The sequence below is a fragment of the Microbacterium sp. KKR3/1 genome (assembly GCF_021272365.1).
Lineage (GTDB): Bacteria > Actinomycetota > Actinomycetes > Actinomycetales > Microbacteriaceae > Microbacterium > Microbacterium aurugineum.
In genome coordinates this window covers 1,092,518-1,113,074 of the sequence record NZ_JAJSDW010000001.1, presented here as the reverse complement: position 1 = coordinate 1,113,074, position 20,557 = coordinate 1,092,518, and the positions used below count along the sequence as shown (strand labels likewise).

The window sequence follows — 20,557 nt, the reverse complement described above, 5'->3', positions numbered from 1 at the left end:
GTGGGCGCGACTAGTCTTGTCCGGTGACTGTTCCGGGGATTCTGCGCGCCTTGGAAGAGGCGTCTCTGTACCGTGACGCCCTCAGCTGGGCGCGCACCGACGCCGACCTCGGCCTGGTCGACGGGCTCGACGCGCCGACTCTGGCCGGTTTGCTGGCTCGACGGACCGCGGCGGGACATCCGGCCGCTCTTCTCGCGGTCGTGCCCACCGGTCGCCGGGCGGAGAGTCTGGCGCTGGCGATGCACTCCTACATGCCCGATGCCGACATCCTCACGTTCCCCGCGTGGGAGACGCTCCCGCACGAGCGCCTCAGTCCGAGCCCCGACACGGTGGGTCAGCGGCTGCAGACGCTGCGTCGGATCGCGGAGTGGTCGGGCGACCACCCGTTGATCGTGGTCGCGTCCGTCCGCGCCGCGCTGCAGCCGATCGCAGGGAACCTCGGCGAGATCGCGCCGCTCGAGCTCCTGGTCGGCAGTCGGGGTCACGAACTCGACCGCGTGGTGGAGCAGCTCGTCGAGCGGGCGTACTCGCGCGTCGACATGGTGTCGCGGCGCGGGGAGTTCGCGGTGCGCGGGGGCATCCTCGACGTGTTCCCGCCCACGTCCGAGCATCCCTACCGCGTGGAGTTCTTCGGCGACGAGATCGATCAGATCCGCGCCTTCTCGGTGGCCGACCAGCGTTCGCTTGCGGGCGATGTCCCGAGCGTCGACCTTCCTCCGACCCGTGAACTGCTGCTCACGGCAGACGTCCGCGAACGCGCCCGCGCGCTGATCGGCGGTTTCCCCGCGATCTCCGGCATGCTCGAGAAGATGGCCGAGGGGATCCCGGTCGAGGGGATGGAGTCGCTGCTCCCCGCCGTCGCCGGACCCTTGAAGTCGTTGGCCGAGTACCTGCCGGCCGGCAGTGCGACGGCGGTCATCGATCCCGAGCGCGCGAGCGCACGTGCCATCACCCTGGGCGACACGAACCGCGAGTTCCTCGACGCCGCTTGGAGCGCGGCCACCTCCGGTGCTTCCGCGCCCATCGATCTGGGGGCCGGGGATTTCCTGACGATCGCCGAGCTCCGGGAGGTCGTGCGCGACCGCGGCGGCGTGTGGTGGCGGCTCAGCCCGTTCGGCGCCGGCCTCGGCGAGGGCGAGGTGGAGGCGACCAACCTCGGCGCCGCCGTCATCCCCTCCTTCCACGGCAACGTCGACGGGGCCATCTCCTTCGTCGAGGCGAAGGTGACCGACGGATGGCGTGTGGTCGTGATCGCCGCCGGTCACGGACTGGTCGATCGTGCACGCGACGTCCTCGCAGACCGGGGCCTGGCCGCTCGCGTGCTCGAGACGCTCGACGAGGCGCCGGAGCCCGGTGTCGCGACACTCGTCACCGGTTCGGTCGAAGCGGGCTTCCAGATCGAGGAGGCGAAGCTCGCGGTCCTCACCGACAACGAGTTCTACGGCCGCACGATCGGCGGCGACCAGCGCGTCGTCAAGAAGCTCGCCTCCCGCCGCAAGAACGTCGTCGATCCGCTCCAGCTCAAGCAGGGCGACTTCGTCGTGCACGCCACGCACGGCATCGGCCGGTTCGTCGAGATGACGCAGCGGGAGGTGTCGACCGGGGGACGCAATGCCGCCAAGTCGGTCCGCGACTACCTCGTGCTCGAGTACGCACCGTCCAAACGCGGCTACCCGGGCGACAAGCTCTTCGTGCCGACCGACCAGCTCGACCTGCTCTCGAAGTACGTCGGCGGCGAAGCGCCCACGCTCTCGAAGATGGGCGGAAGCGACTGGTCGCAGGCCAAGGGCAAGGCGCGCAAGGCGGTTCGCGACATCGCCGTCGAGCTCGTGAAGCTCTACTCCGCGCGCATGAGCGCCAAGGGACACGCCTTCGGTCCGGACACGCCGTGGCAGCGCGAGCTGGAGGAGGCGTTCCCGTTCGCCGAGACGCAGGACCAGCTGCAGACCATCGACGAGATCAAGGCCGACATGGAGCGGCCGATCCCGATGGACCGACTGCTCTCGGGGGATGTCGGCTTCGGCAAGACCGAGGTCGCCGTCCGTGCCGCGTTCAAGGCGATCCAGGACGGCAAGCAGGTCGCGATGCTCGTGCCCACGACGCTTCTCGTGAAGCAGCACCTCGAGACCTTCACCGAGCGCTTCGCCGGGTTCCCGGTCAAGGTGCGGCCGTTGTCGCGCTTCCAGACCGACAAGGAAGCCCGGCTCACCCTCCAGGGGCTGTTGGAGGGCTCGGTCGACATGGTGATCGGCACCCACCGCATCCTCACCGATCAGGTGATGTTCAAGGATCTCGGCCTCATGATCATCGACGAGGAGCAGCGGTTCGGGGTCGAGCACAAGGACTCGCTCAAGAAGATGAAGACCAACGTCGACATCCTCGCCATGAGTGCCACCCCCATCCCGCGCACGCTCGAGATGGCGGTCACGGGCATCCGGGAGATGTCGACGCTGGCGACTCCGCCCGAGGACCGTCATCCGATCCTCTCGTTCGTCGGTCCCCGCAGCGACAAGCAGATGGCCGCCGCGATCCGACGTGAGATCCTGCGCGAGGGGCAGATCTTCTTCGTGCACAACCGCGTGCAGTCCATCCAGCGCGTCGCGAGCGAGCTCGCCGAACTCGTGCCGGAGGCCCGCATCGCCGTCGCCCACGGACAGATGGGCGAGCACCAGCTCGAACAGGTCGTCGACGACTTCTGGGAGCGCAAGTTCGACGTCCTCGTCTCGACGACCATCATCGAGACCGGCCTCGACATCGCCAACGCGAACACGATCATCATCGACCGCGCCGACAAGTACGGGCTCAGCCAGCTGCACCAGCTTCGAGGTCGTGTCGGCCGAGGGCGCGAGCGCGCGTACGCGTACTTCCTCTACGACGAGACCAAGCCGCTCTCCGAGACCGCGGCAGACCGTCTGCAGACGATCGCGGTCAACAACGACCTCGGCTCCGGCATGCAGGTCGCGCTGAAAGACCTCGAACTGCGTGGGGCGGGCAACCTCCTCGGTGCCGAGCAGGCCGGACACATCGCCGGCGTCGGATTCGACCTGTACCTGCGCATGATCGGCGAGGCCGTGGCGACCTTCCGCGGCGACGAGGTCGAGACCGGACAGGAGCTGCGACTGGAGTTGCCGCTCGATGCGCGCATCCCCGAGTACTACATCGACAGCGAGCGTCTGCGACTCGAGGCCTATCAGAAGCTCTCGGCTGCCTCGGCGGCGACGGCGAAGGACGAGGCCATCGACCTCGTGATCGAGGAGCTCGTCGACCGCTACGGCACACCGCCGGAAGAGGTGGAGGGCCTGGTCGCGGTCTCGCGTCTGCGGCGCCGTGCCGCCCGCGCCGGGCTCACGGATGTGGTCGTGATGGGGTCGAACCTGCGCATCGCGCCCGCACGCCTCGAAGACTCGATCAAGGTGCGGTTGCAGCGGCTGTATCCGAAGGCGAAGCTCGTGGCCGGGGGAGAGGCGCTGGTCGTGCCGATGCCCATGGTTCCCGCAGCGGTCGGCGTCGGTCTCGAGCCGCTGCCCGATGCACAGTTGCTCGAGTGGGTCGGACAGCTGTTCACCGCGATCTTCCCCGAGCCGGTCGCGGCCGAGTAGCGCGCGGCGACCGGCGACGGTACTAGTCTGGCCGCATGTTGTACGAGCACCTCGGGGCTCGGCCCCGCATCCATGACACCGCCGTCATCGCCCCCACCGCCGTCGTCTCGGGCGACGTGGAGATCGGGCCGGGCTGCCAGGTGCTGCACGGCGCCGTGATCACGGCCGAAGGAGGAGCGATCACCCTCGGCGAGCACGTGATCGTGATGGAGAACGCGCTCATCCGGGCGACCGCCGCAAACGCGGTGCACATCGGCGCGCACACCCTGATCGGCACACTGTCGAGCATCGCGGGCGCGACCGTGGGTGAGGAGACGTTCCTCGCCTCGGGGTCGCGTCTGTTCAACGGTTCCCTGGTGGGGGCGCGCTGCGAGGTACGCGTCAACGCGATCGTCCTCCGTCGCGCCGTCCTGCCCGAAGGTACGGTGGTCCCGATCGGCTGGGTGGCGGTCGGTGATCCGGTGCAGCTCTTCTCGCCGGACCGTGAGGACGACATCGCGGCCGCCCAGCCCGACCTCGACTTCCCCGGGCACGTCTTCGGCGTCGACCGGGACACCCCCGACCTGATGGTGCAGCTCACCGAGCGCTACGGCAGCTCCCTCGCGCGGCATGCGCAGGACGTGCATCTCGACGACGCACACCGCCGCCCCCACCGCTCCTGACCGCTGGCGCGGTCCCTCACGAGCCCTTCCCGTCGCGATATGTCAGCCGAAATCAGCCGAAACGGTGACATATCGCGACCGGAACGGATCGGGCGAGGGATCAGATGACGCCCTGGGCGAGCATCGCGGCGGCGACGCGCTCGAATCCCGCGATGTTGGCACCGGCCACGTAGTCACCCGCGACACCATGACGCTCCGCGGCGTCGAACGCGGCATCGTGGATGTCCGCCATGATCTCGCGCAGCTTGTTCTCGCTGTCCCCGAAGCTCCAGCGCTGGCGCGACGCGTTCTGGCTCATCTCGAGGGCCGAGGTCGCGACACCGCCCGCGTTGGCGGCCTTTCCGGGGGCGAACAGCACGCCCGCCTTCTGGAACGCGTCGACGGCATCCGGCACACATGGCATGTTCGCGCCTTCCGACACCACGCGCACGCCGTTGGCGATCAGCGCTTCGGCGTCGGACAGGCTGACCTCGTTCTGCGTGGCCGAGGGCACCGCGATGTCGACCGGGACCTCCCAGACGCTGCCGCCCTCGATGAAGCGTGCGCTCGGGCGACGGTTGGCGTACTCGACGATGCGGGCGCGCTCGACCTCCTTGAGCTGACGGAGCAGGTCGACGTCGATGCCGGCGTCGTCGACGACGTAGCCGGAGGAGTCGGAGGCGGTCACCGGGGTCGCGCCGAGCTGCGTGGCCTTCTGGATCGCGTAGATCGCGACGTTGCCGGAGCCCGAGATGCCCACGCGCTTGCCGGCGAGGGAGTCGTCGTGCACAGCGAGCATCTCCTGGGCGAAGAACACCGCGCCGTATCCGGTCGCCTCTGTGCGCACCTCCGCGCCGCCCCACCCGGTGCCCTTGCCGGTGAACATGCCCGACTCGTGGCGGTTGGTGATCTTGCGGTACTGGCCGAACAGGTAGCCGATCTCGCGGCCGCCCACCCCGATGTCGCCGGCGGGGACGTCAGTGTGCTCTCCGAGGTGACGGTAGAGCTCGTTCATGAACGACTGGCAGAAGCGCATGACCTCGGCGTCGGACTTGCCGTGCGGATCGAAGTCGGATCCGCCCTTGCCGCCGCCGATGCCCTGACCGGTGAGCGCGTTCTTGAAGATCTGCTCGAATCCGAGGAACTTGATGATCGACAGGTCGACCGAGGGGTGGAAGCGCAGCCCACCCTTGTACGGGCCGAGCACCGAGGAGAACTGCACGCGGTAGCCCCGGTTGACCTGGAGCTTTCCGGAGTCGTCGACCCACGGTACGCGGAACAGGATCTGGCGCTCGGGTTCGACGAGCCGTTCCAGGATGCCGCCCTCGACGTACTCCGGGTGCTGCTCCAGGACCGGCGCGATCGAGTGCAGCACTTCGTGGACGGCCTGCTGGAACTCCGGCTCATGCGGGCTGCGGGCGAGCACCGTGTCGAAGACGGGCTGCACGGCGGGGGCGAGCGGGTGGAAGTCGACGGGAGTCGTAGCGGTCACGCGGAAGGGGCTTTCTGGTGGGGGATGGTGGTGCAGGCGATCGTGTCGCGTGAGGCTTCGCCGGATCCGGCGCGAGATTTCACTCTAGCGGCGGTCCATCGTGGGCGACGCACGCGGCAGGCGGGCCGCCGGTCACCCGGTGTTCTGCAGGCCCGCGGCGACTCCACTCACCGAGAGCAGGAGCAGCCGCTGCTGTTCGGCGTCGGCTCCCGAGCCCGTCGGCTCCTCGTCCGCGGAGCGCAGCGCGCGCAGTGCACGCAACTGCAGGAGCGAGAGCGCATCCACGTAGGGACTGCGCAGCTGCACGGCGCGTTGCAGGACCGGCTTGTTCTCCAGGAGGCTGTCGCCGCCGGTGAGCCGGATCACCCAGCGCCGCGTGGTCGCCAGCTCATCGAGGACGAGCTGAGCGAGGTCGTCACGGTCGCCGAGGGCCAGGTACTCCCGGGCGATGCGCTCATCCGTCTTGGCCAGGCTCATCGCCACGTTGTCGATCATCGTGTGCAGCAGCGGCCACTCGCGGTACGCCTCGGCAAGGAGCTCCTCATCGCCGACGGCATCCAGTGCGGTGCCGAGCCCGAACCAGCCCGCGAGGTTGATGCGCGCCTGCGTCCACGCGAACACCCACGGGATCGCCCGCAGATCTTCCAGCGACTCGACCGAGAGTCCTCGGCGTGCGGGGCGGGACCCGAGTGCGAGCAGGCCGATCTCCTCGAGCGGCGTCACGGTGGCGAACCACGGGGCGAAGCCCTCCGCCTTCACGAGTGAGAAGAAGCGCTCCCGGGAGGCGGCGTCCATGATCGAGGCGATCTCGGCGTAGCGCTCGGCGGCGCGGCTGGTGCGCGCTTCCTCCGTGGGGGAGGACGCCAGCAACGTCGCGGCGGCGACCTGGTCGATGTGCCGCATCGCGATGGCGGGCTCGCCGTAGCGCGCGAAGATGACCTCGCCCTGCTCGGTGAGCTTGAACCGACCGTCCACCGAGTGCGGCGGCTGCGCGAGGATGGCGGAGTTCGCAGGCCCGCCACCACGGCCGAGGGCGCCGCCGCGACCGTGGAAGAGCGTCAGGATGATGCCGGATTCCTGCGCCCAGCGGGCGATCTTCTCCTGCGCCTCGTACAGGGCCAGGTTCGCGGCGACCGGACCGACGTCCTTGGACGAGTCCGAGTAGCCGAGCATGACTTCGAGGCGGTTGCCCGTGGCGGCCATGCGTTCGCGGAACTCCGGGAACGTCACGACTTCGGCGAGGATGCCCGGCGCGGCCTGAAGGTCGGCGAACGTCTCGAACAGCGGGACCACGTCGAGCACCGGGGCGTCGTCGCCCAGGGCGTACCGCGCGAGGCGATGCACGTTGGCGAGATCAGAGGCGGCCTGGGTGAACGAGACGACGTAGCGCCCTGCGGCCCGCACACCGCGATCGCGCTGGATGTCCGCGATCGCGCGGAAGACCTCCAGCACCTCCTCGGTCTGGGCGCTGAGAGCCTCGCCGGCGTCCAGCTCGGCCAGCGCCTTCGCGTGCACCTGCGAGTGCTGACGCACCTCGAGCTCGGTCAGGTGGAAGCCGTAGGTCTCGACCTGCCAGATCAGGTGCTGCACGCCGCCGAATGCGTGACGCTTCGCGCCGGCATCCGCGAGCGACGACTGCACGGCCCGCAGATCGGCGAGCAGCTCTTCGGGGCGGGCGTAGGCCCGTGCACCATCGCCCTGACGGGTGGCGGCGATGCGGCGCGCCATCACCAGCAGCACGCGACGGTGGGGCTCGTCCGGCGAGCGGGTCGCGAGTTCCGCGGCCAGCTCGGGGTCTCCAGCCGCGAATCGGTCCCACAGTGCCGTGACGTCGGCGCTCGGCGGGGTGTCGTCCGCCGAGAGCGTGAGTGCACGACCGATCCGCTCGAGCGCGCGCTCGAGGCCGCGCAGCACATGGTCGGCGGCGATCTGCGAGGCCTCGCGGGTCACGGAGGCGGTGACGAACGGGTTGCCGTCCCGATCGCCGCCCACCCACGAGCCGATCCGCACGAACGCGGGCACGACCGGGGCACTGGCGCCGGATTCCTCGCCGCGGAGGGCGTCATCGATGCGGCGATAGACGTGCGGCACGGTCGTGAACAGCGTCTCGTCGAACACGCCCATCACGGTGCGGACCTCGTCGGTCGGGGACGGCTTCTGCGACCGCAGGGGAGCCGTGCGCCAGAGCGTGTCGATCTCCTCCAGCATGCGTCGGCGAGCACGGTGCTCCTCCGAGCCGCCCTCGCTCGCTGCGTCGTGCTGCGTGAGGAGCTCGGACAGGCGACGGATGCTCGACGAGACCGCGCGGCGGCGGGCCTCGGTCGGATGCGCGGTGAAGACCGGGTGGAAGCGCAGGCCTTCGAGGCGGCGGCGCGCCTCGTCGTCGCCGACCTCGGTCCGCAGTCGCGCGTATGCGGTCGCGACGGTGTCGGCGGCATCCTCGCGTCCTGGCTGTCCTGCGCGCTCGCGCAGCACGCGCACGCGTTGGTGCTCCTCGGCGAGGTTCACCAGGTGGAAGTAGCAGGTGAACGCGCGCGCGACCTCGTCGGCGCGGGCGACCGTGAACGACTCGGCGATCGCCGCGGCGCGTTCGAACGCATCGGGGGTCTCCTGGTCGTAGGCCTGGATCGTGGCGAGCCGGAGGCGTTCGACGTCTTCGAAGAGTCCGTCGCCGCCGGCTTCGCGCAGTACCTGCCCGAGCAGCTGCCCGAGCATCCTGACGTCGGTGCGCATGGCATCGGGGATGCCGCGGCCGGCTTCGAAACGGCCGATCACGCGGATCGCCTCGGTGTTCGTGGGTTCGGAGAAGGAGTGTGCGGGGGTCACACTTCGAGAGTATCCCGCACGCCGAGGGTGTTCTGCACGCATGACGGACGCGGGACGGACGCCTGACCGCGGAGCGCGGATCGCGGAAGGCACGGGGACCGCGGAGTGAGCCGGGACCATACGATGGGACGGATGCGCATCTCAGCGAACCCCCTCCGCGGGCAGCAGTTCCCCGCCGTCCTCCTCCTCCTCGCGGCCGGTCTCGGCTTGTTGCTCGCGAACCTGCCCACGCACGATCCGTTGGCCGCCTTCCTCGACTTCCACATCGCGGTGCCGGGGACGGACCTCGACCTGTCGATCGAGCACTGGGTGTCGGACGGACTCCTCGCGGTCTTCTTCCTCGTGGTCGCCATCGAGCTGCGCCACGAACTCACCCACGGCGAGCTCGATTCGCTGCGCAAGGCCGTGCAGCCCGCGATCGCGGCGACCGGCGGTGTCCTGGTCCCGATCGCGGTGTACCTGCTGATCGCCGGGGGAGACAGCTCGACGTCTTCGGGGTGGCCCATTCCGACCGCGACCGACATCGCTTTCGCCCTCGGTGTGCTGGCGATGTTCGGGAAGGGTCTGCCGTCTCGTGTGCGCGTCTTCCTGCTCGCCCTCGCGATCCTCGATGACATCATCGGCATCATCTTCATCGCGGTCCTCTTCGCCGGCGACGTGCAGTGGCTGCTGCTCGGCCTCGCGGTCGTGGGGGTCGCCGTGTTCTGGGCCCTCAGCCGCTTCCTGCATGCGAAGGGGCACCCGCTGATCGCCGTCGCGATGGTGGTGGTCGGTGTCGTGACCTGGGGTCTCGTGGCTTCGTCGGGCATCCACGCCACGATCGCCGGTGTGCTGCTGGGTCTCGTCATGGCTCCGGTTCCCGCTGCCCGCACGCGTCACGCGCTCGAGCCGTCCGTGAACGGGGTGATCCTCCCGATCTTCGCCTTCGTCGCGGCGTTCGTGGTCATCCCCGCCCTCTCGCCCACGCAGCTCTCTCCGGCCTTCTGGGGGATCGTGGTCGCGTTGCCGGTCGGCAAGATCATCGGGATCTCGCTGTTCGGCTGGCTTGCGATGCACATCCGTCCGAAGGGCTCGGATCCGGCGCTGCCGTTCGCCGACATCCTCGCGGCCGGGGCGCTCGGCGGGATCGGGTTCACGGTGTCGCTGCTGTTGGCGAATCTCGCCTTCGCCGATGATCGCGGTATCCGGGACCAGGCGATCCTCGGCGTGCTCGTCGGGTCGTTGATCGCCCTTCTGCTTTCTGCGCTCATCGTGTCTTTGCGTGCGCGCTGGTACCGTCGCACCGCATCCGCCTCGTCCTGAGCGCGGAGCCGGTTCCGCTCTGTTCGAAGGAGGACGCATGAGCTCTCATCCTGAGCCCGGTGCCGGGGTGGACGATCCGCTCCGCGCCGCTGCCGAGACCATGCGGGAGGTGCGTGCGCGCTGCGTCTGGTCGCAGCGCATCACGCACCAGGACCTGGTGCCGTATCTGATCGAGGAATCGCATGAGGTGATCGACGCGGTCGAGACCGGCACCCGGGACGATCTGCGTGAGGAGCTGGGCGATCTGCTCTGGCAGGTGCTGTTCCACGCGGCGATCGCCGCGCAGGATCCCGAGGATCCGTTCGACATCGACGACGTGGCACGGACACTCACCGAGAAGATGGTGCGCCGGCATCCGCATGTCTTCGCCGGTGAGGTCGCCGAGACCCCGGAGCAGGTGCTCGTGCACTGGAACGCGGCGAAGGCCGCGGAGAAGCGCACCCGCCGCAGCGTGCTCGACGGCGTGCCGCGGGGGATGCCGGCACTCGCCCTCGCCCAGAAACTGGTCGGCCGCGCCGCCGAGGTGGAGGTGGCGGTCGAACCCGGCGACGAGGCTGACGTTCCGGGATCGGAAGCCGAGCTCGGTGACGCACTGCTCGCGCTGGTGGCGACGGCCCGCGTCGCGGGGTGGGATGCGGAGCGCGCACTCCGCGAGCGCCTGCGCGTGCTCGAGGACGACGTGAGAGCGGCCGAGGCGCCCTCCTGATCGTCCGGGCGCACGGACCCTCGGGCCGACCTGGGAAGATGGACCCGTGGCTACTGTGAACCCGCCGCGCGGTATGCGCGACATCCTCCCCGCCGACAAGGCCCGCCGTGAGCGGGTCCTCTCCGTCATTCGCGAGCGCTACCTCGCGCACGGCTTCGACGAGATCGAGACGCCCGTCGTCGAGGACTACGATCGCCTCCATGCCGGGATCGGCGGCGATAACGAGAAGCTCTCGTACAACATCCTCCGTCGCGGCCTCGATGCCGACGCGATCCGGGCCGCGGCCGACGACCCCGCCGCGCTCTCGGACCTCGGTCTCCGCTACGACCTGACCGTGCCGCTCGCGCGCTTCTACGCGAGCAACCGCGGCCAGCTCCCCACCGTCTTCCGGTCGATCCAGATCGGCCCGGTGTGGCGCGCCGAGCGGCCGCAGAAGGGGCGCTATCGGCAGTTCGTCCAGTGCGACATCGACATCATGGGTGACGACTCCTCGCGGGCCGAGGCGGAGCTGATGGTCGCCTCCCTCGACGCCGTCGACGCGCTCGGACTCGACGGCGCGACCGTGCGGATCAATGACCGCCGGGTGCTGGACTGGATGCTGGACAGCTTCGGCTTCACGGCCGAGGAGCGCCCCGGGGTGCTCATCACGATCGACAAGCTCGACAAGATCGGCCCGGAGGGCGTCGCCGCGGAGCTGCGCGAGCGCAGCGCTTCCGCAGCCGCCGCCGACGCCTTCGATGCTTTCCTGCAGCGCCCGCAGACGATGGAGTACCACCCGTTCGGGGAGCGGCAGATCCGCAAGGCGCTGCCCGAGGGAGCACCCGTCGAGCTCGTCGAGCACCTGGTCGGCATCGGCGAGGCGGTCGCAGCCGGGCGTGGGCAGTCCGACATCCCGCTCGTGTTCGACCCGTTTCTCGTGCGTGGCATGGGCTACTACACGGGCACGATCTTCGAGCTCGCGCACCCCTCCGTCCCATACTCGCTCGGCGGCGGCGGGCGCTACGACGGCATGATCGGGCGGTTCCTCGGCCAGCAGGTTCCGGCGGTCGGATTCTCGCTCGGGTTCGAGCGTCTCGTCGACCTGATCGCCGAGGAGAAGGACACCGTGGCGCAGGCCGTGGTCCTGATCCACGATGCGGATGTCCCGGTGCAGGAGCTGGTCCGGCAGAAGGCCGCGCTGATCGCCGAGGGCACCCGCGTACGGCTGGAGCGACGGACGAAGAACGTTAAGGCGCTGCTCGAGCGGTCGGCGGCTGACGGCTACACGGCTTTCGCGATGGTCACGGCAGGCGGGGGCGACCTGGAGGTCAAGCCGCTCTCCTGATGCCGGCCCGGGGCACGTGAGCGGCGTCGGGCCGTTCACGCCGTGTTCACGGTGATCGGGTCGAATCGGGTCATGGGCCGGTTCCGTCTCGTGATGCTCACGGCGCTGATCGCCGTGACGGTCGCGGCGTCCCTCCGTCTGGTGCTCGTGCAGCAGGCTGCGCTCGCGCGGAAGCGCATCGGCAAGCCGTTGGGGGAGGAGTCGCTCGATGCGGATCGCGTCTGGCGTGGCGCGCTCGACGGGGAACCGCTCGATCTGCTGATGCTCGGCGACTCCATCGCCGCCGGTCTCGGGGCCGAGCGTCGCAAGGAGACGCTCGGCGGGCGTCTGGCGAAGGCGATCGGACGCCGGATGCACCGTCCGGTGCGGCTGCGTACGGCGGCGGTCGTCGGCTCGGAGTCACCCGACCTGACTGCTCAGCTCGATGCCCTCCCCACCGGGTACCGTCCGCACGTCGCGGTGATCGTGGTGGGCGGCAACGATGTGACGCATCGGCTGCCCGTGGCGCTGTCGGCGCAGCACCTGCAGGAGACGATCCGCAGGCTGAGCGCGCTCGGGGTCGAGGTCGTTGTGGGCACGTGCCCCGACCTCGGGGCGTTGCGCCCGGTGCCGCAGCCTCTCCGTCGGATCGCGTCGAGCCTGTCGCGTCGTCTCGCCGAGATCCAGGACGAGACGGCGCGACAGGCAGGCGCGGAGGCGGTCGATCTGCGTCGCGCGGTGGGGCCGATGTTCTTCGACGAGCCGGAGACGATGTTCAGCCTGGACCGGTTCCACCCGAGTGCCCTGGGTTACCGCCGTACGGCCGAGGCCCTGACACCCGCCGTGTGCCGGGCGGCGGAGCGGTCGCTCAGCTCGCGTCGGCGGGAGCCTCGCTGAACGATGCCGCCCATTCCGCGACCCGTCGGCTGCTCTCTTCCTCGGAGATGTCCTCGACGCGCGTCATGACGGACCAGCGCACGCCGAACGGATCGCGGATGCTGGCGAACCGATCGCCGGAGACGAAGAGGGCCGGTGCTTCGCGCACGGTGGCTCCGGCGACCACGGCCTTCTCGACGACGGTGTCGACGTCGGAGACGTAGAGACCCATCGAGTAGCAGTCGTCATCGCCCTCGGGTGCGCGGACGAGGTGGTACTCCGGATTCGGTTCGCCCAGCTGGAGACGGCCCAGCCCGAAGTCGAGGTCGGCGTGCACGACGACGCCGCCGAACTCGGTGACGTCGACGACCCGCGCGCCGAACACGTCGCGATAGAAGTCGATCGCCTGCTTCGCGCCTCGGATCGCCAGGAACGGGGTGAGGGAGGTGGCCCCGTGCGGGCGGCCGTCGGTGGTGTGGGTGCCGGTGGCACCGGTGGTCGGGGTGGCTGTCGTGGAGGTGTCGTCGCTCATGTCGCCACGGTACGTCGCGCGGGCGGACCACGGCTTGAAGATCCGCGACAACCTCTGCACGTCGGTGGCAGCGCCTACCCTGGCCCCATGGTGAATCCGACTCGTGGCGTGCTCTATCCGGCGCGGCTCCCGGAATTCCATCGGCTGCCCGCGCCGGCGGAGGTCGCGGAGCTGGTCGTGTGGTTCTGGATCCCGGAGTGGGACATCGCCGCCGGGCGCTCATCGCGGCAAGAGATGGTGGCCTACCCCGCACTCAACCTCGTCGTGGATGCCGATGCCGTGATGCTGTCCGGTGTCACGACCCGCGTCTCCCACCGCGACCTGCGAGGGCGAGGCTGGGCGGTCGGTGCCCTGCTGCGCCCCGCCGCGGTGGCCGCGCTGATCGACGACCCGGCTGCGTTGATCGACGGCGAGCGCGCACTGACCGCACCCGAGACCGCGGTGGCCGCGCTCCGCCACGACGTGGTGACCGCGATGGCCTCGGGCGACGGGCGCCGGGAACGAGCGGTGGAGGTCTTCGCACGGTGGCTCGCGGATCGGGTCGGGGCGGTGAGCGAGCCCGACCGGCAGGCGAACGCGTTGACGGACGTGCTGATGGACGACGCGGCGGTGCTCACGCCGGAGGAGGCGGCGACGCGCATGGGGGTCTCGGTGCGGACCCTGCAGCGGATGACCCATCGTCATGTGGGCATCTCGCCGGCCGCGATGATCCGGCGACGGCGTCTGCAGGAGGCGGCACAGCGCGTCCGGGATCAGCCGGGCGTCGACCTCGCCTCGATCGCGGCCGACCTCGGGTACTCCGACCATGCCCATCTCACCCGCGACTTCCAGTCGGTCCTGGGCATCGCGCCGCGGGTGTACCGCGCCGAGTCGAGCCTCTGAGATCAGGATCGGGAGACGCGCAGACGCACCAGCCGATAGGCGACGCCGAGGAGGACCACTGCTGCTCCGATGAGCGAGGCGAGCACAGGAAGCGTGTTCACCAACAGGAGGCAGCCGAGTGCTCCGAGCACCTGCAGCGCGCGGGGGTAGCGGCGAGCGCTTCCGGCCTGTCGGAAGGCGGCCGCATTCGCGATGAGGTAGTACAGGAGCACTCCGAACGACGAGAACCCGATGGCGTCGCGGAGATCAGCGACGAGGACGATCGCGATCACGGCGATCGCGATCACGATCTCTGCGCGCTGCGGCACCTGATGGCGCTGATCGATCTTCGCCAGGAACCTCGGCACGTCGCTCTCCCGTGCCATGGCCAGCGTGGTGCGTCCGATACCGGTCAGCAGCGCGAGGAGGGCTCCGAGTGAGGCGGCCGCGGCGGCCACGCGCACGATCGGCGTGAGCGCGGGCCATCCGGTCGCCACGAGCACGTCGACGAGGGGAGCGGTCGACTCCGCCGCGTCGGCGCCGAGCACGAGGACCACCACGACTGCCACGAGCAGGTAGACGACGACGGCACCGCCCAGCGCGACCACGATGGCACGGGGGATGGTGCGCGCGGGGTCGACCACCTCTTCGCCCATCGTCGCGATGCGGGCGTAACCGGCGAAGGCGAAGAACAGCAGGCCAGCCCCCTGCAACACGCCGTACGCCGTGGCGTCGGGCAGCGGAGCCGCGCTGGTGATCGCGCCGGCGCCGAACCCGAACCCGACCGCGACCGCGATCCCGAGGAGCGAGCAGACGACCAGCACGCGCGTGAGCATCGCGGTGCGCGTGACGCCGAGGCAGTTCACGATCGCGAGCGCGGCGACCGCGGCGACCGCCACCGGAACGGTCCATCCTTCGGGGGCGGCATAGGCGGCGAACGTCATCGCCATGGCGGCGCAGCTGGCGATCTTGCCGATCACGAAGCTCCAGCCGGCGACGAAGCCCCACCAGGGGCCGATCTCCGCGCGTGCATAGGCGTAGGTCCCGCCGGCGATCGGATGGGCAGCGGCGAGCTGCGCCGATGATGTGGCATTGCAGTACGCGACGACGGCGGCGATGGCGAGCGCGACGAAGACTCCGCTTCCCGCGACGCCGATCGCCGGTGCCCACACCGCGAACACGCCGGCACCGATCATGGAACCCAGGCCGATGGCGACGGCGTCCGTGAGTGTCAGGCGACGAGCGAGGGGCATCCCGTCATCGTGGCATGCGACGGTGAACGGCGGGTGACGGCGGTCAGCTCCGTGCGGCGGTGACCCGCTTCTTCTCGCGGATGTAGACCTCGCGGCGCACCTTCGCGACGACGTCGCCTTCGCGGTCGGTGATGACCGTCTCGAACCACTCGAGCACCTTGGCCCCGCCCCGCGTACGCTCGCGGATCTCCTCGGCCTTCTCCTTCGACACCTCGAACTCGGCCGTGAGCACGCCTCGTCCTGGCTTGAGGAACTCGATCTCGCCGCGCGTGTCCCACACGACATGGTCGCGGCCGAGCTGGTGCATCACCAGCATGAAGAAGTACGGGTCGGTCATCGCCGACATCGAGCCGCCGAACGCGGTCTTGACGTAGTTGCGGGTGAAGACGTTGACGTGCAGTTCCACGGTGGCGTGCGTCCAGTCCTCACTGAAGCGGCGGATGCGGATTCCGCTGAAGAGATTGGGGATCCACAGGCTCATGCCGATCGCGAGACGGCGGGGAGTGATGCGCATGAGGTCAGTGTGGAGTACCGCTCCGAGAGCGACAAAGACATGTGGAGGATTGTGACAGTTGTTCTAGTTCACATAGAATAACTAGAGATTCGAGGAGAGGGGGCCACATGCTCATCCGTGTCGATGTCGACAGCCCGCGTGCGCTGTACGACCAGGTGGCGACCTCCGTCCGCTCCGACATCCTCGCCGGCGTCCTGGCTCCCGGGGACCGGCTCCCCGCGGCGCGCGATGTCGCCGAAGCGCTGTCGATCAATCAGCACACCGTGCTCCACGCCTACCAGCGACTGCGCGACGAAGGGCTCGTCGACCTCCGCCGGGGCCGAGGGGCGGTCATCGCAGCGTCGGCGGCACCGCTCGCCGAACTCGCCCATGACATCGACGACCTGGTGCGCCGCGCCGCTGCGCTCGGTGTCTCCGCCGATACGCTCGCGGGCATCGTGCGCTCCCATCGAGAGGTCCGCTCCGACCTCGACCACTCCGACCGTCGCGAGGAGGACTCGCCATGACCACCTACGACCTCACCCGCACGCCACCGCCGCTCCTGAAGCGCGCCCGACGGATGTTCTTCCTCGTCGCCGTGCTCGTGCCGATCGTGATCACGACGGTCGCGCTGGTGGTGCTGCTCTTCTGGTTGCCGTCGCTTCCGGAGCAGGTCGCGACCCACTGGGGTGTCGACGGCGCCGACGGGTTCGGACCCGCGGCCACGTATCTCTGGCTCCTGCTCGGGGTGGGCCTCGGGATCCCCGCACTGATGGTCGTCACGACACTCGTCGCGGTCGGGTCGCACTGGGGCGGCGCAGCGCGGCTGATGGGTGCGCTCGCCGCCGGGATGGCGGCCTTCGCCGCCGTGACGAGCATCGGGTCGCTCGCGATCCAGCGCGATCTGTCCGAGTCCTCCGAAATCCCCGGCATCGGCGGTGTCGTCGCCGTTTCCTTCTTCGCGCTCCTCGTCGTCGCCGGAGCGGCCTGGGCCGTGCAGCCCCGCGTCCGCGCTCCCCGGGGCCGCACGCTCGAGCCGCGCTACGCCGTGCACATCGAGAAGGGGGAACGCGTCGTGTGGATCGCCACGACGAGCATGCCCCGCGGTGTGGTCGCCTTCCTCCTCGTCGTGCTGCTCGGACTCGTCGCGCTCGCCGCGTACCTGCTCGGGACCGGAACCGAGGGAGGAGCGATCGTCGCTCTCGTGGTGCTGGTCGTGGGCATCTCGCTGGCGGCCACGGCCTCCTTCCGCGTCATGATCACGCCGGAGGGCTTCGCTGCGCGGGCGCTCCTGGGGCGGCCGCGGGTCCGTGTTCCGCTCGACGAGGTCGAGTCGGCGCGCGCCGTCGACATCTCGCCGTTCGGTGAGTTCGGCGGATGGGGATGGCGCGTCGCCGTCGACGGCCGTTCGGGTATCGTCCTGCGCCGGGGGCCGGCGATCGAGGTCTCGCGCCGCGGTCGACGTCCCTTCCTCGTGACGATCGACGGCGCAGAAGAGGCGGCCGCACTGCTGCAGGCGTATGTCGACCGCACGCGAACATCGGGCACGATGCCCACCGACACCGGAAAGGCGACGTCATGATCGACTCCGCTCCACAGCTGCGGCGCGTGCCCTGGGCCGCCGTCCTTCTCTTCGTCGTCGTGGCCTTCGCCCTGGCGTGGCTGGTGGCGCTGCCGCTGTGGCTCGGTGACGGACTCGCCGAACCGCTGACCGTCGTGCTGCTCCCGCTGATGATGTGCACTCCGGCGGTCGCCGCGGTCATCGTCACCTTCGCGATGGGGGTTCCCGCTCGGGGTGGGCGCGCCCGGTTCCTCGGACTCTGGCCGCTGCGTCCCGCGAAGCGCGTCGTATGGCTCATCGTCGTCGGATGGCTGGTTCCGCCCCTCCTGGTCGGAGCGAGCCTCCTCGTGGCGGCGGCGTTCGGCTTCGTGCAGTTCGACCCGACCTTCCCCGCCTTCGCCGCCGAACTCGAGAAGGCCGTGCCGGCCGGCACGCCGTTGCCCCCGGTCGGAATCCTCGTGTTCGCGCAGCTCGCCGCGATCCCGGTGGGCGCGTTGATCAACAGCTTCTTCGCGTTCGGCGAGGAGCTCGGCTGGCGGGGCTGGCTGCTGCCGGCGTTGCGCCCGCTCGGGACCTGGCCCGCCCTGATCCTGAGCGGTGTGATCTGGGGCGCCTGGCACAGCCCGATCATCCTGCTCGGGTACAACTTCGGGCGTACCGACATCCTGGGCGTGGTGCTCATGATCGGCGGATGCGTCGCCTGGGGTGTCCTGTTCGGGTGGCTGCGTCTGCGCTCGGGGTCGGTGTGGCCTGCCGTGATCGCGCACGGATCGCTCAATGCCGCCGCCGGACTCGTGCTGATCTTCGCCGCCTCGCAGCCGGACATGGCTCTCGCAGGGCCGCTCGGGCTCGCCGGGTGGATCGTGCTCCTCCTCGTCGCGGTCGTGCTCGCGCTGACCGGGCAGTTCCGCATGCAGCCGGAACTCGCCGCTCCGGCACCCCGGCTCTCTCCACCGCAGCCTTGACGGGCCGAGGCGTCGGGGGTTGGCTGAGGGCATGGAATCCACTCCCGCGGCATGGTCGCAGACCGATTCGTTCCTCGCCGACACCCTGATCGGCTCCGATGCCCACCTCGAGGCGGCGCTAACGGCCCAGCGGGCAGCTGGTCTGCCCGAGATCGAGGTCGCCCCCGTGGCGGGCAAGCTGCTGAACCTCCTCGTCCGGATCAGCGGCGCGCGGCGGGTGCTCGAGATCGGCACGCTCGGCGGCTACTCCACGATCTGGCTCGCTCGCGCCGTCGGGCCCGAGGGGCGGGTGGTGACGGTCGAGGCGGAGCCGGACAACGCCGCCGTCGCCCGGGCGAGCATCGACGCGGCGGGCGTCGGCGATCGTGTCGACATCCGGGTGGGCAGGGGAGCGGACGTGCTCCCGAGCCTGGTCGGCGGTTTCGATCTGGTGTTCATCGACGCCGACAAGGAGTCCAACACGATCTACCTCGACTGGGCGGCGAAGCTCGGGCACGCGGGGACCGTGATCGTGCTGGACAACATCGGGCGCGAGGGGGAGATCGTGCGTGAGGACGCCGTCGACCCGAAGGTGGTCGGCACCCGTGACGGACTCCGGATGCTCGGGGACGATCCGCGCTTCGACGCCACGGCGCTGCAGACCGTCGGGGTCAAGGGCTGGGACGGCTTCGCGATCGCGGTCGTGGTCTGACTGCGCGTACCGGGAGGAAAGAGTCCCTGAGCCGGTCGGGAGCGCGGGCTAGACTGGGCGCGGATCGACGACGCTCCACACCACGTTTTCCCCCTGAGCAAGGAGCACATCAGTGGCACTGATCGAGGCTGTAGGCGCACGCGAGATTCTCGACTCGCGCGGAAACCCGACCGTCGAGGTGGAGGTCCTCCTCGACGACGGCATCGTGCAGCGGGCGGCTGTCCCGTCCGGCGCATCCACCGGCGCGTTCGAGGCGTACGAGCTCCGCGACGGCGACAAGGACCGCTACGGCGGCAAGGGCGTGCTCAAGGCCGTCGAGGCCATCATCGATGAGCTCGGCCCGGCGATCGAAGGTGTCGAGGCGAGCGAGCAGCGCATCGTCGACGAGATCCTCAACGAGGTCGACGGCACCGAGAACAAGAAGCGCGTCGGCGCCAACGCCATCCTCGGCGTGAGCCTCGCGGTCGCCAAGGCTGCCGCCGACTCGGCCGATCTGCCGCTGTTCCGCTACCTCGGCGGCCCGAACGCGCACGTGCTGCCCGTTCCCCTGTTCAACGTCATCAACGGCGGCGAGCACGCCGACAACGGCATCGACATGCAGGAGTTCTTCCTCGCCCCGATCGGTGCGGAGACCTACTCCGAAGCCCTCCGCTGGGGCGTCGAAACCTACCACGTGCTGCGCGCGGAGCTGAAGGCCGCGGGTTACGCGACCGGCCTCGGCGACGAGGGCGGCTTCGCCCCCGACCTGCCCAGCAACCGCGAGGGACTGGACTTCCTGGTGAAGGCGATCGAGAAGGCCGGCTTCACCCCCGGTACCGACATCGCGCTCGGCCTCGACGTCGCCGCCACCGAGTTCTTCAAGGACGGTGTCTACCGTCTCGACAACAAGGACTGGGACGCCGCCGCGCTCACCGAGTACTACGTCGGACTCGTCAACGACTTCCCGATAGTCACGATCGAGGACGCGCTGGCCGAGGACGACTGGGACAACTGGAAGCACCTCACCGACGTCCTCGGCTCCAAGGTGCAGCTGGTCGGCGACGACCTGTTCGTCACGAACCCGGCACGTCTGGCCGACGGCATCACGCGCGGCGTCGCGAACTCGCTGCTCGTCAAGGTGAACCAGATCGGGACGCTGACCGAGACGTTCGACGCGGTCAGCCTCGCTCAGCGCTCGGGCTACACGGCGATGCTCTCGCACCGCTCGGGCGAGACCGAGGACACCACGATCGCCGACCTCGTCGTCGCGACGAACGCCGGTCAGATCAAGGCGGGTGCGCCTGCCCGCAGCGAGCGCGTGGCGAAGTACAATCAGCTTCTGCGCATCGAAGAAGAGCTGGGAGATGCCGCGGTCTTCGCCGGTCGTTCGGCGTTCCCGCGCTACCAGGCCTGAGCGCAGCCGAGACAGCGAGACATCTCGCCCGGCGGAGGATGCACGAACGACCCGCCGGGCAGC

Annotated in this window: 17 protein-coding genes; 12 read left to right on the top strand and 5 right to left on the bottom strand. The window is 69.8% G+C overall.

The genetic code is table 11. The features are described from left to right. Positions 1-23: 23 nt before the first annotated feature. The gene (gene mfd / locus LVJ59_RS05365; protein ID WP_232762262.1) at positions 24-3,599 is read left to right on the top strand and encodes a transcription-repair coupling factor; all 3,576 of its coding nucleotides are present in this window, start codon (positions 24-26) and stop codon (positions 3,597-3,599) included. 35 nt (positions 3,600-3,634) lie between these two features. After that, on the top strand, positions 3,635-4,261 hold the full coding sequence (locus tag LVJ59_RS05360; RefSeq protein WP_047523184.1) for a gamma carbonic anhydrase family protein: 627 nt from the start codon (positions 3,635-3,637) through the stop codon (positions 4,259-4,261). A gap of 100 nt (positions 4,262-4,361) precedes the next feature. Here LVJ59_RS05360 and gdhA read toward each other — a convergent pair whose 3' ends face one another. Then, positions 4,362-5,732 (bottom strand): NADP-specific glutamate dehydrogenase, encoded by a 1,371-nt coding sequence (gene gdhA / locus LVJ59_RS05355; RefSeq protein WP_131493460.1) that lies wholly within the window; start codon positions 5,730-5,732, stop codon positions 4,362-4,364. A gap of 132 nt (positions 5,733-5,864) precedes the next feature. Further along, positions 5,865-8,558 (bottom strand): phosphoenolpyruvate carboxylase, encoded by a 2,694-nt coding sequence (locus LVJ59_RS05350; protein ID WP_232762261.1) that lies wholly within the window; start codon positions 8,556-8,558, stop codon positions 5,865-5,867. A 132-nt stretch (positions 8,559-8,690) separates the two neighbouring features. Here LVJ59_RS05350 and nhaA point away from each other — a divergent pair, with 132 nt between their 5' ends. From nhaA to LVJ59_RS05330, 4 genes are all read left to right on the top strand, one after another. Then, positions 8,691-9,860: a Na+/H+ antiporter NhaA gene (gene nhaA, locus LVJ59_RS05345; protein ID WP_047523187.1), complete on the top strand. Its 1,170-nt coding sequence runs from the start codon at positions 8,691-8,693 to the stop codon at positions 9,858-9,860. A 37-nt stretch (positions 9,861-9,897) separates the two neighbouring features. Then, positions 9,898-10,566: a MazG family protein gene (locus LVJ59_RS05340; RefSeq protein ID WP_232762260.1), complete on the top strand. Its 669-nt coding sequence runs from the start codon at positions 9,898-9,900 to the stop codon at positions 10,564-10,566. A gap of 73 nt (positions 10,567-10,639) precedes the next feature. Continuing rightward, entirely contained in the window at positions 10,640-11,890 is a 1,251-nt protein-coding gene (gene hisS, locus LVJ59_RS05335; protein ID WP_232763155.1) for a histidine--tRNA ligase, read from the top strand. A 72-nt stretch (positions 11,891-11,962) separates the two neighbouring features. After that, entirely contained in the window at positions 11,963-12,766 is an 804-nt protein-coding gene (locus tag LVJ59_RS05330; RefSeq protein ID WP_374199033.1) for an SGNH/GDSL hydrolase family protein, read from the top strand. Here the strand turns inward: LVJ59_RS05330 and LVJ59_RS05325 are convergent. Then, complete coding sequence (locus tag LVJ59_RS05325) at positions 12,738-13,277, bottom strand: glyoxalase/bleomycin resistance/extradiol dioxygenase family protein (protein WP_131493468.1); 540 nt, start codon at positions 13,275-13,277, stop codon at positions 12,738-12,740. The genes LVJ59_RS05330 and LVJ59_RS05325 overlap by 29 nt on opposite strands. A gap of 87 nt (positions 13,278-13,364) precedes the next feature. Here LVJ59_RS05325 and LVJ59_RS05320 point away from each other — a divergent pair, with 87 nt between their 5' ends. Continuing rightward, positions 13,365-14,159: a helix-turn-helix domain-containing protein gene (locus tag LVJ59_RS05320; RefSeq protein WP_232762259.1), complete on the top strand. Its 795-nt coding sequence runs from the start codon at positions 13,365-13,367 to the stop codon at positions 14,157-14,159. Between the two features lie 2 nt (positions 14,160-14,161). Here the strand turns inward: LVJ59_RS05320 and LVJ59_RS05315 are convergent, their stop codons facing one another. Together LVJ59_RS05315 and LVJ59_RS05310 are read right to left on the bottom strand one after the other, a co-directional pair. Further along, a complete protein-coding gene (locus tag LVJ59_RS05315; protein ID WP_232762258.1) occupies positions 14,162-15,391 on the bottom strand; it encodes an APC family permease in 1,230 nt (409 codons plus the stop codon). A 43-nt stretch (positions 15,392-15,434) separates the two neighbouring features. Continuing rightward, positions 15,435-15,905, bottom strand: coding sequence for a PaaI family thioesterase (locus LVJ59_RS05310; RefSeq protein ID WP_232762257.1), 471 nt, complete (start codon positions 15,903-15,905; stop codon positions 15,435-15,437). Between the two features lie 107 nt (positions 15,906-16,012). On the opposite strand from LVJ59_RS05310, the gene LVJ59_RS05305 reads away from it, so the two are divergent. The 5 genes from LVJ59_RS05305 to eno all read left to right on the top strand — a co-directional run bounded on the left by LVJ59_RS05305 (position 16,013) and on the right by eno (position 20,494). Next, positions 16,013-16,411: a GntR family transcriptional regulator gene (locus LVJ59_RS05305; RefSeq protein WP_047523193.1), complete on the top strand. Its 399-nt coding sequence runs from the start codon at positions 16,013-16,015 to the stop codon at positions 16,409-16,411. Further along, positions 16,408-17,466, top strand: coding sequence for a DUF1648 domain-containing protein (locus tag LVJ59_RS05300; RefSeq protein ID WP_232762256.1), 1,059 nt, complete (start codon positions 16,408-16,410; stop codon positions 17,464-17,466). The genes LVJ59_RS05305 and LVJ59_RS05300 overlap by 4 nt, the downstream gene beginning before the upstream one ends. Beyond that, positions 17,463-18,410, top strand: a complete 948-nt coding sequence (locus LVJ59_RS05295; protein ID WP_232762255.1) for a CPBP family intramembrane glutamic endopeptidase — start codon at positions 17,463-17,465, stop codon at positions 18,408-18,410. The genes LVJ59_RS05300 and LVJ59_RS05295 overlap by 4 nt, the downstream gene beginning before the upstream one ends. 31 nt (positions 18,411-18,441) lie before the next feature. Continuing rightward, positions 18,442-19,101, top strand: a complete 660-nt coding sequence (locus LVJ59_RS05290; protein WP_047523195.1) for an O-methyltransferase — start codon at positions 18,442-18,444, stop codon at positions 19,099-19,101. 112 nt (positions 19,102-19,213) lie between these two features. Continuing rightward, positions 19,214-20,494, top strand: a complete 1,281-nt coding sequence (gene eno / locus LVJ59_RS05285; RefSeq protein ID WP_232762254.1) for a phosphopyruvate hydratase — start codon at positions 19,214-19,216, stop codon at positions 20,492-20,494. Positions 20,495-20,557 lie beyond the last annotated feature (63 nt).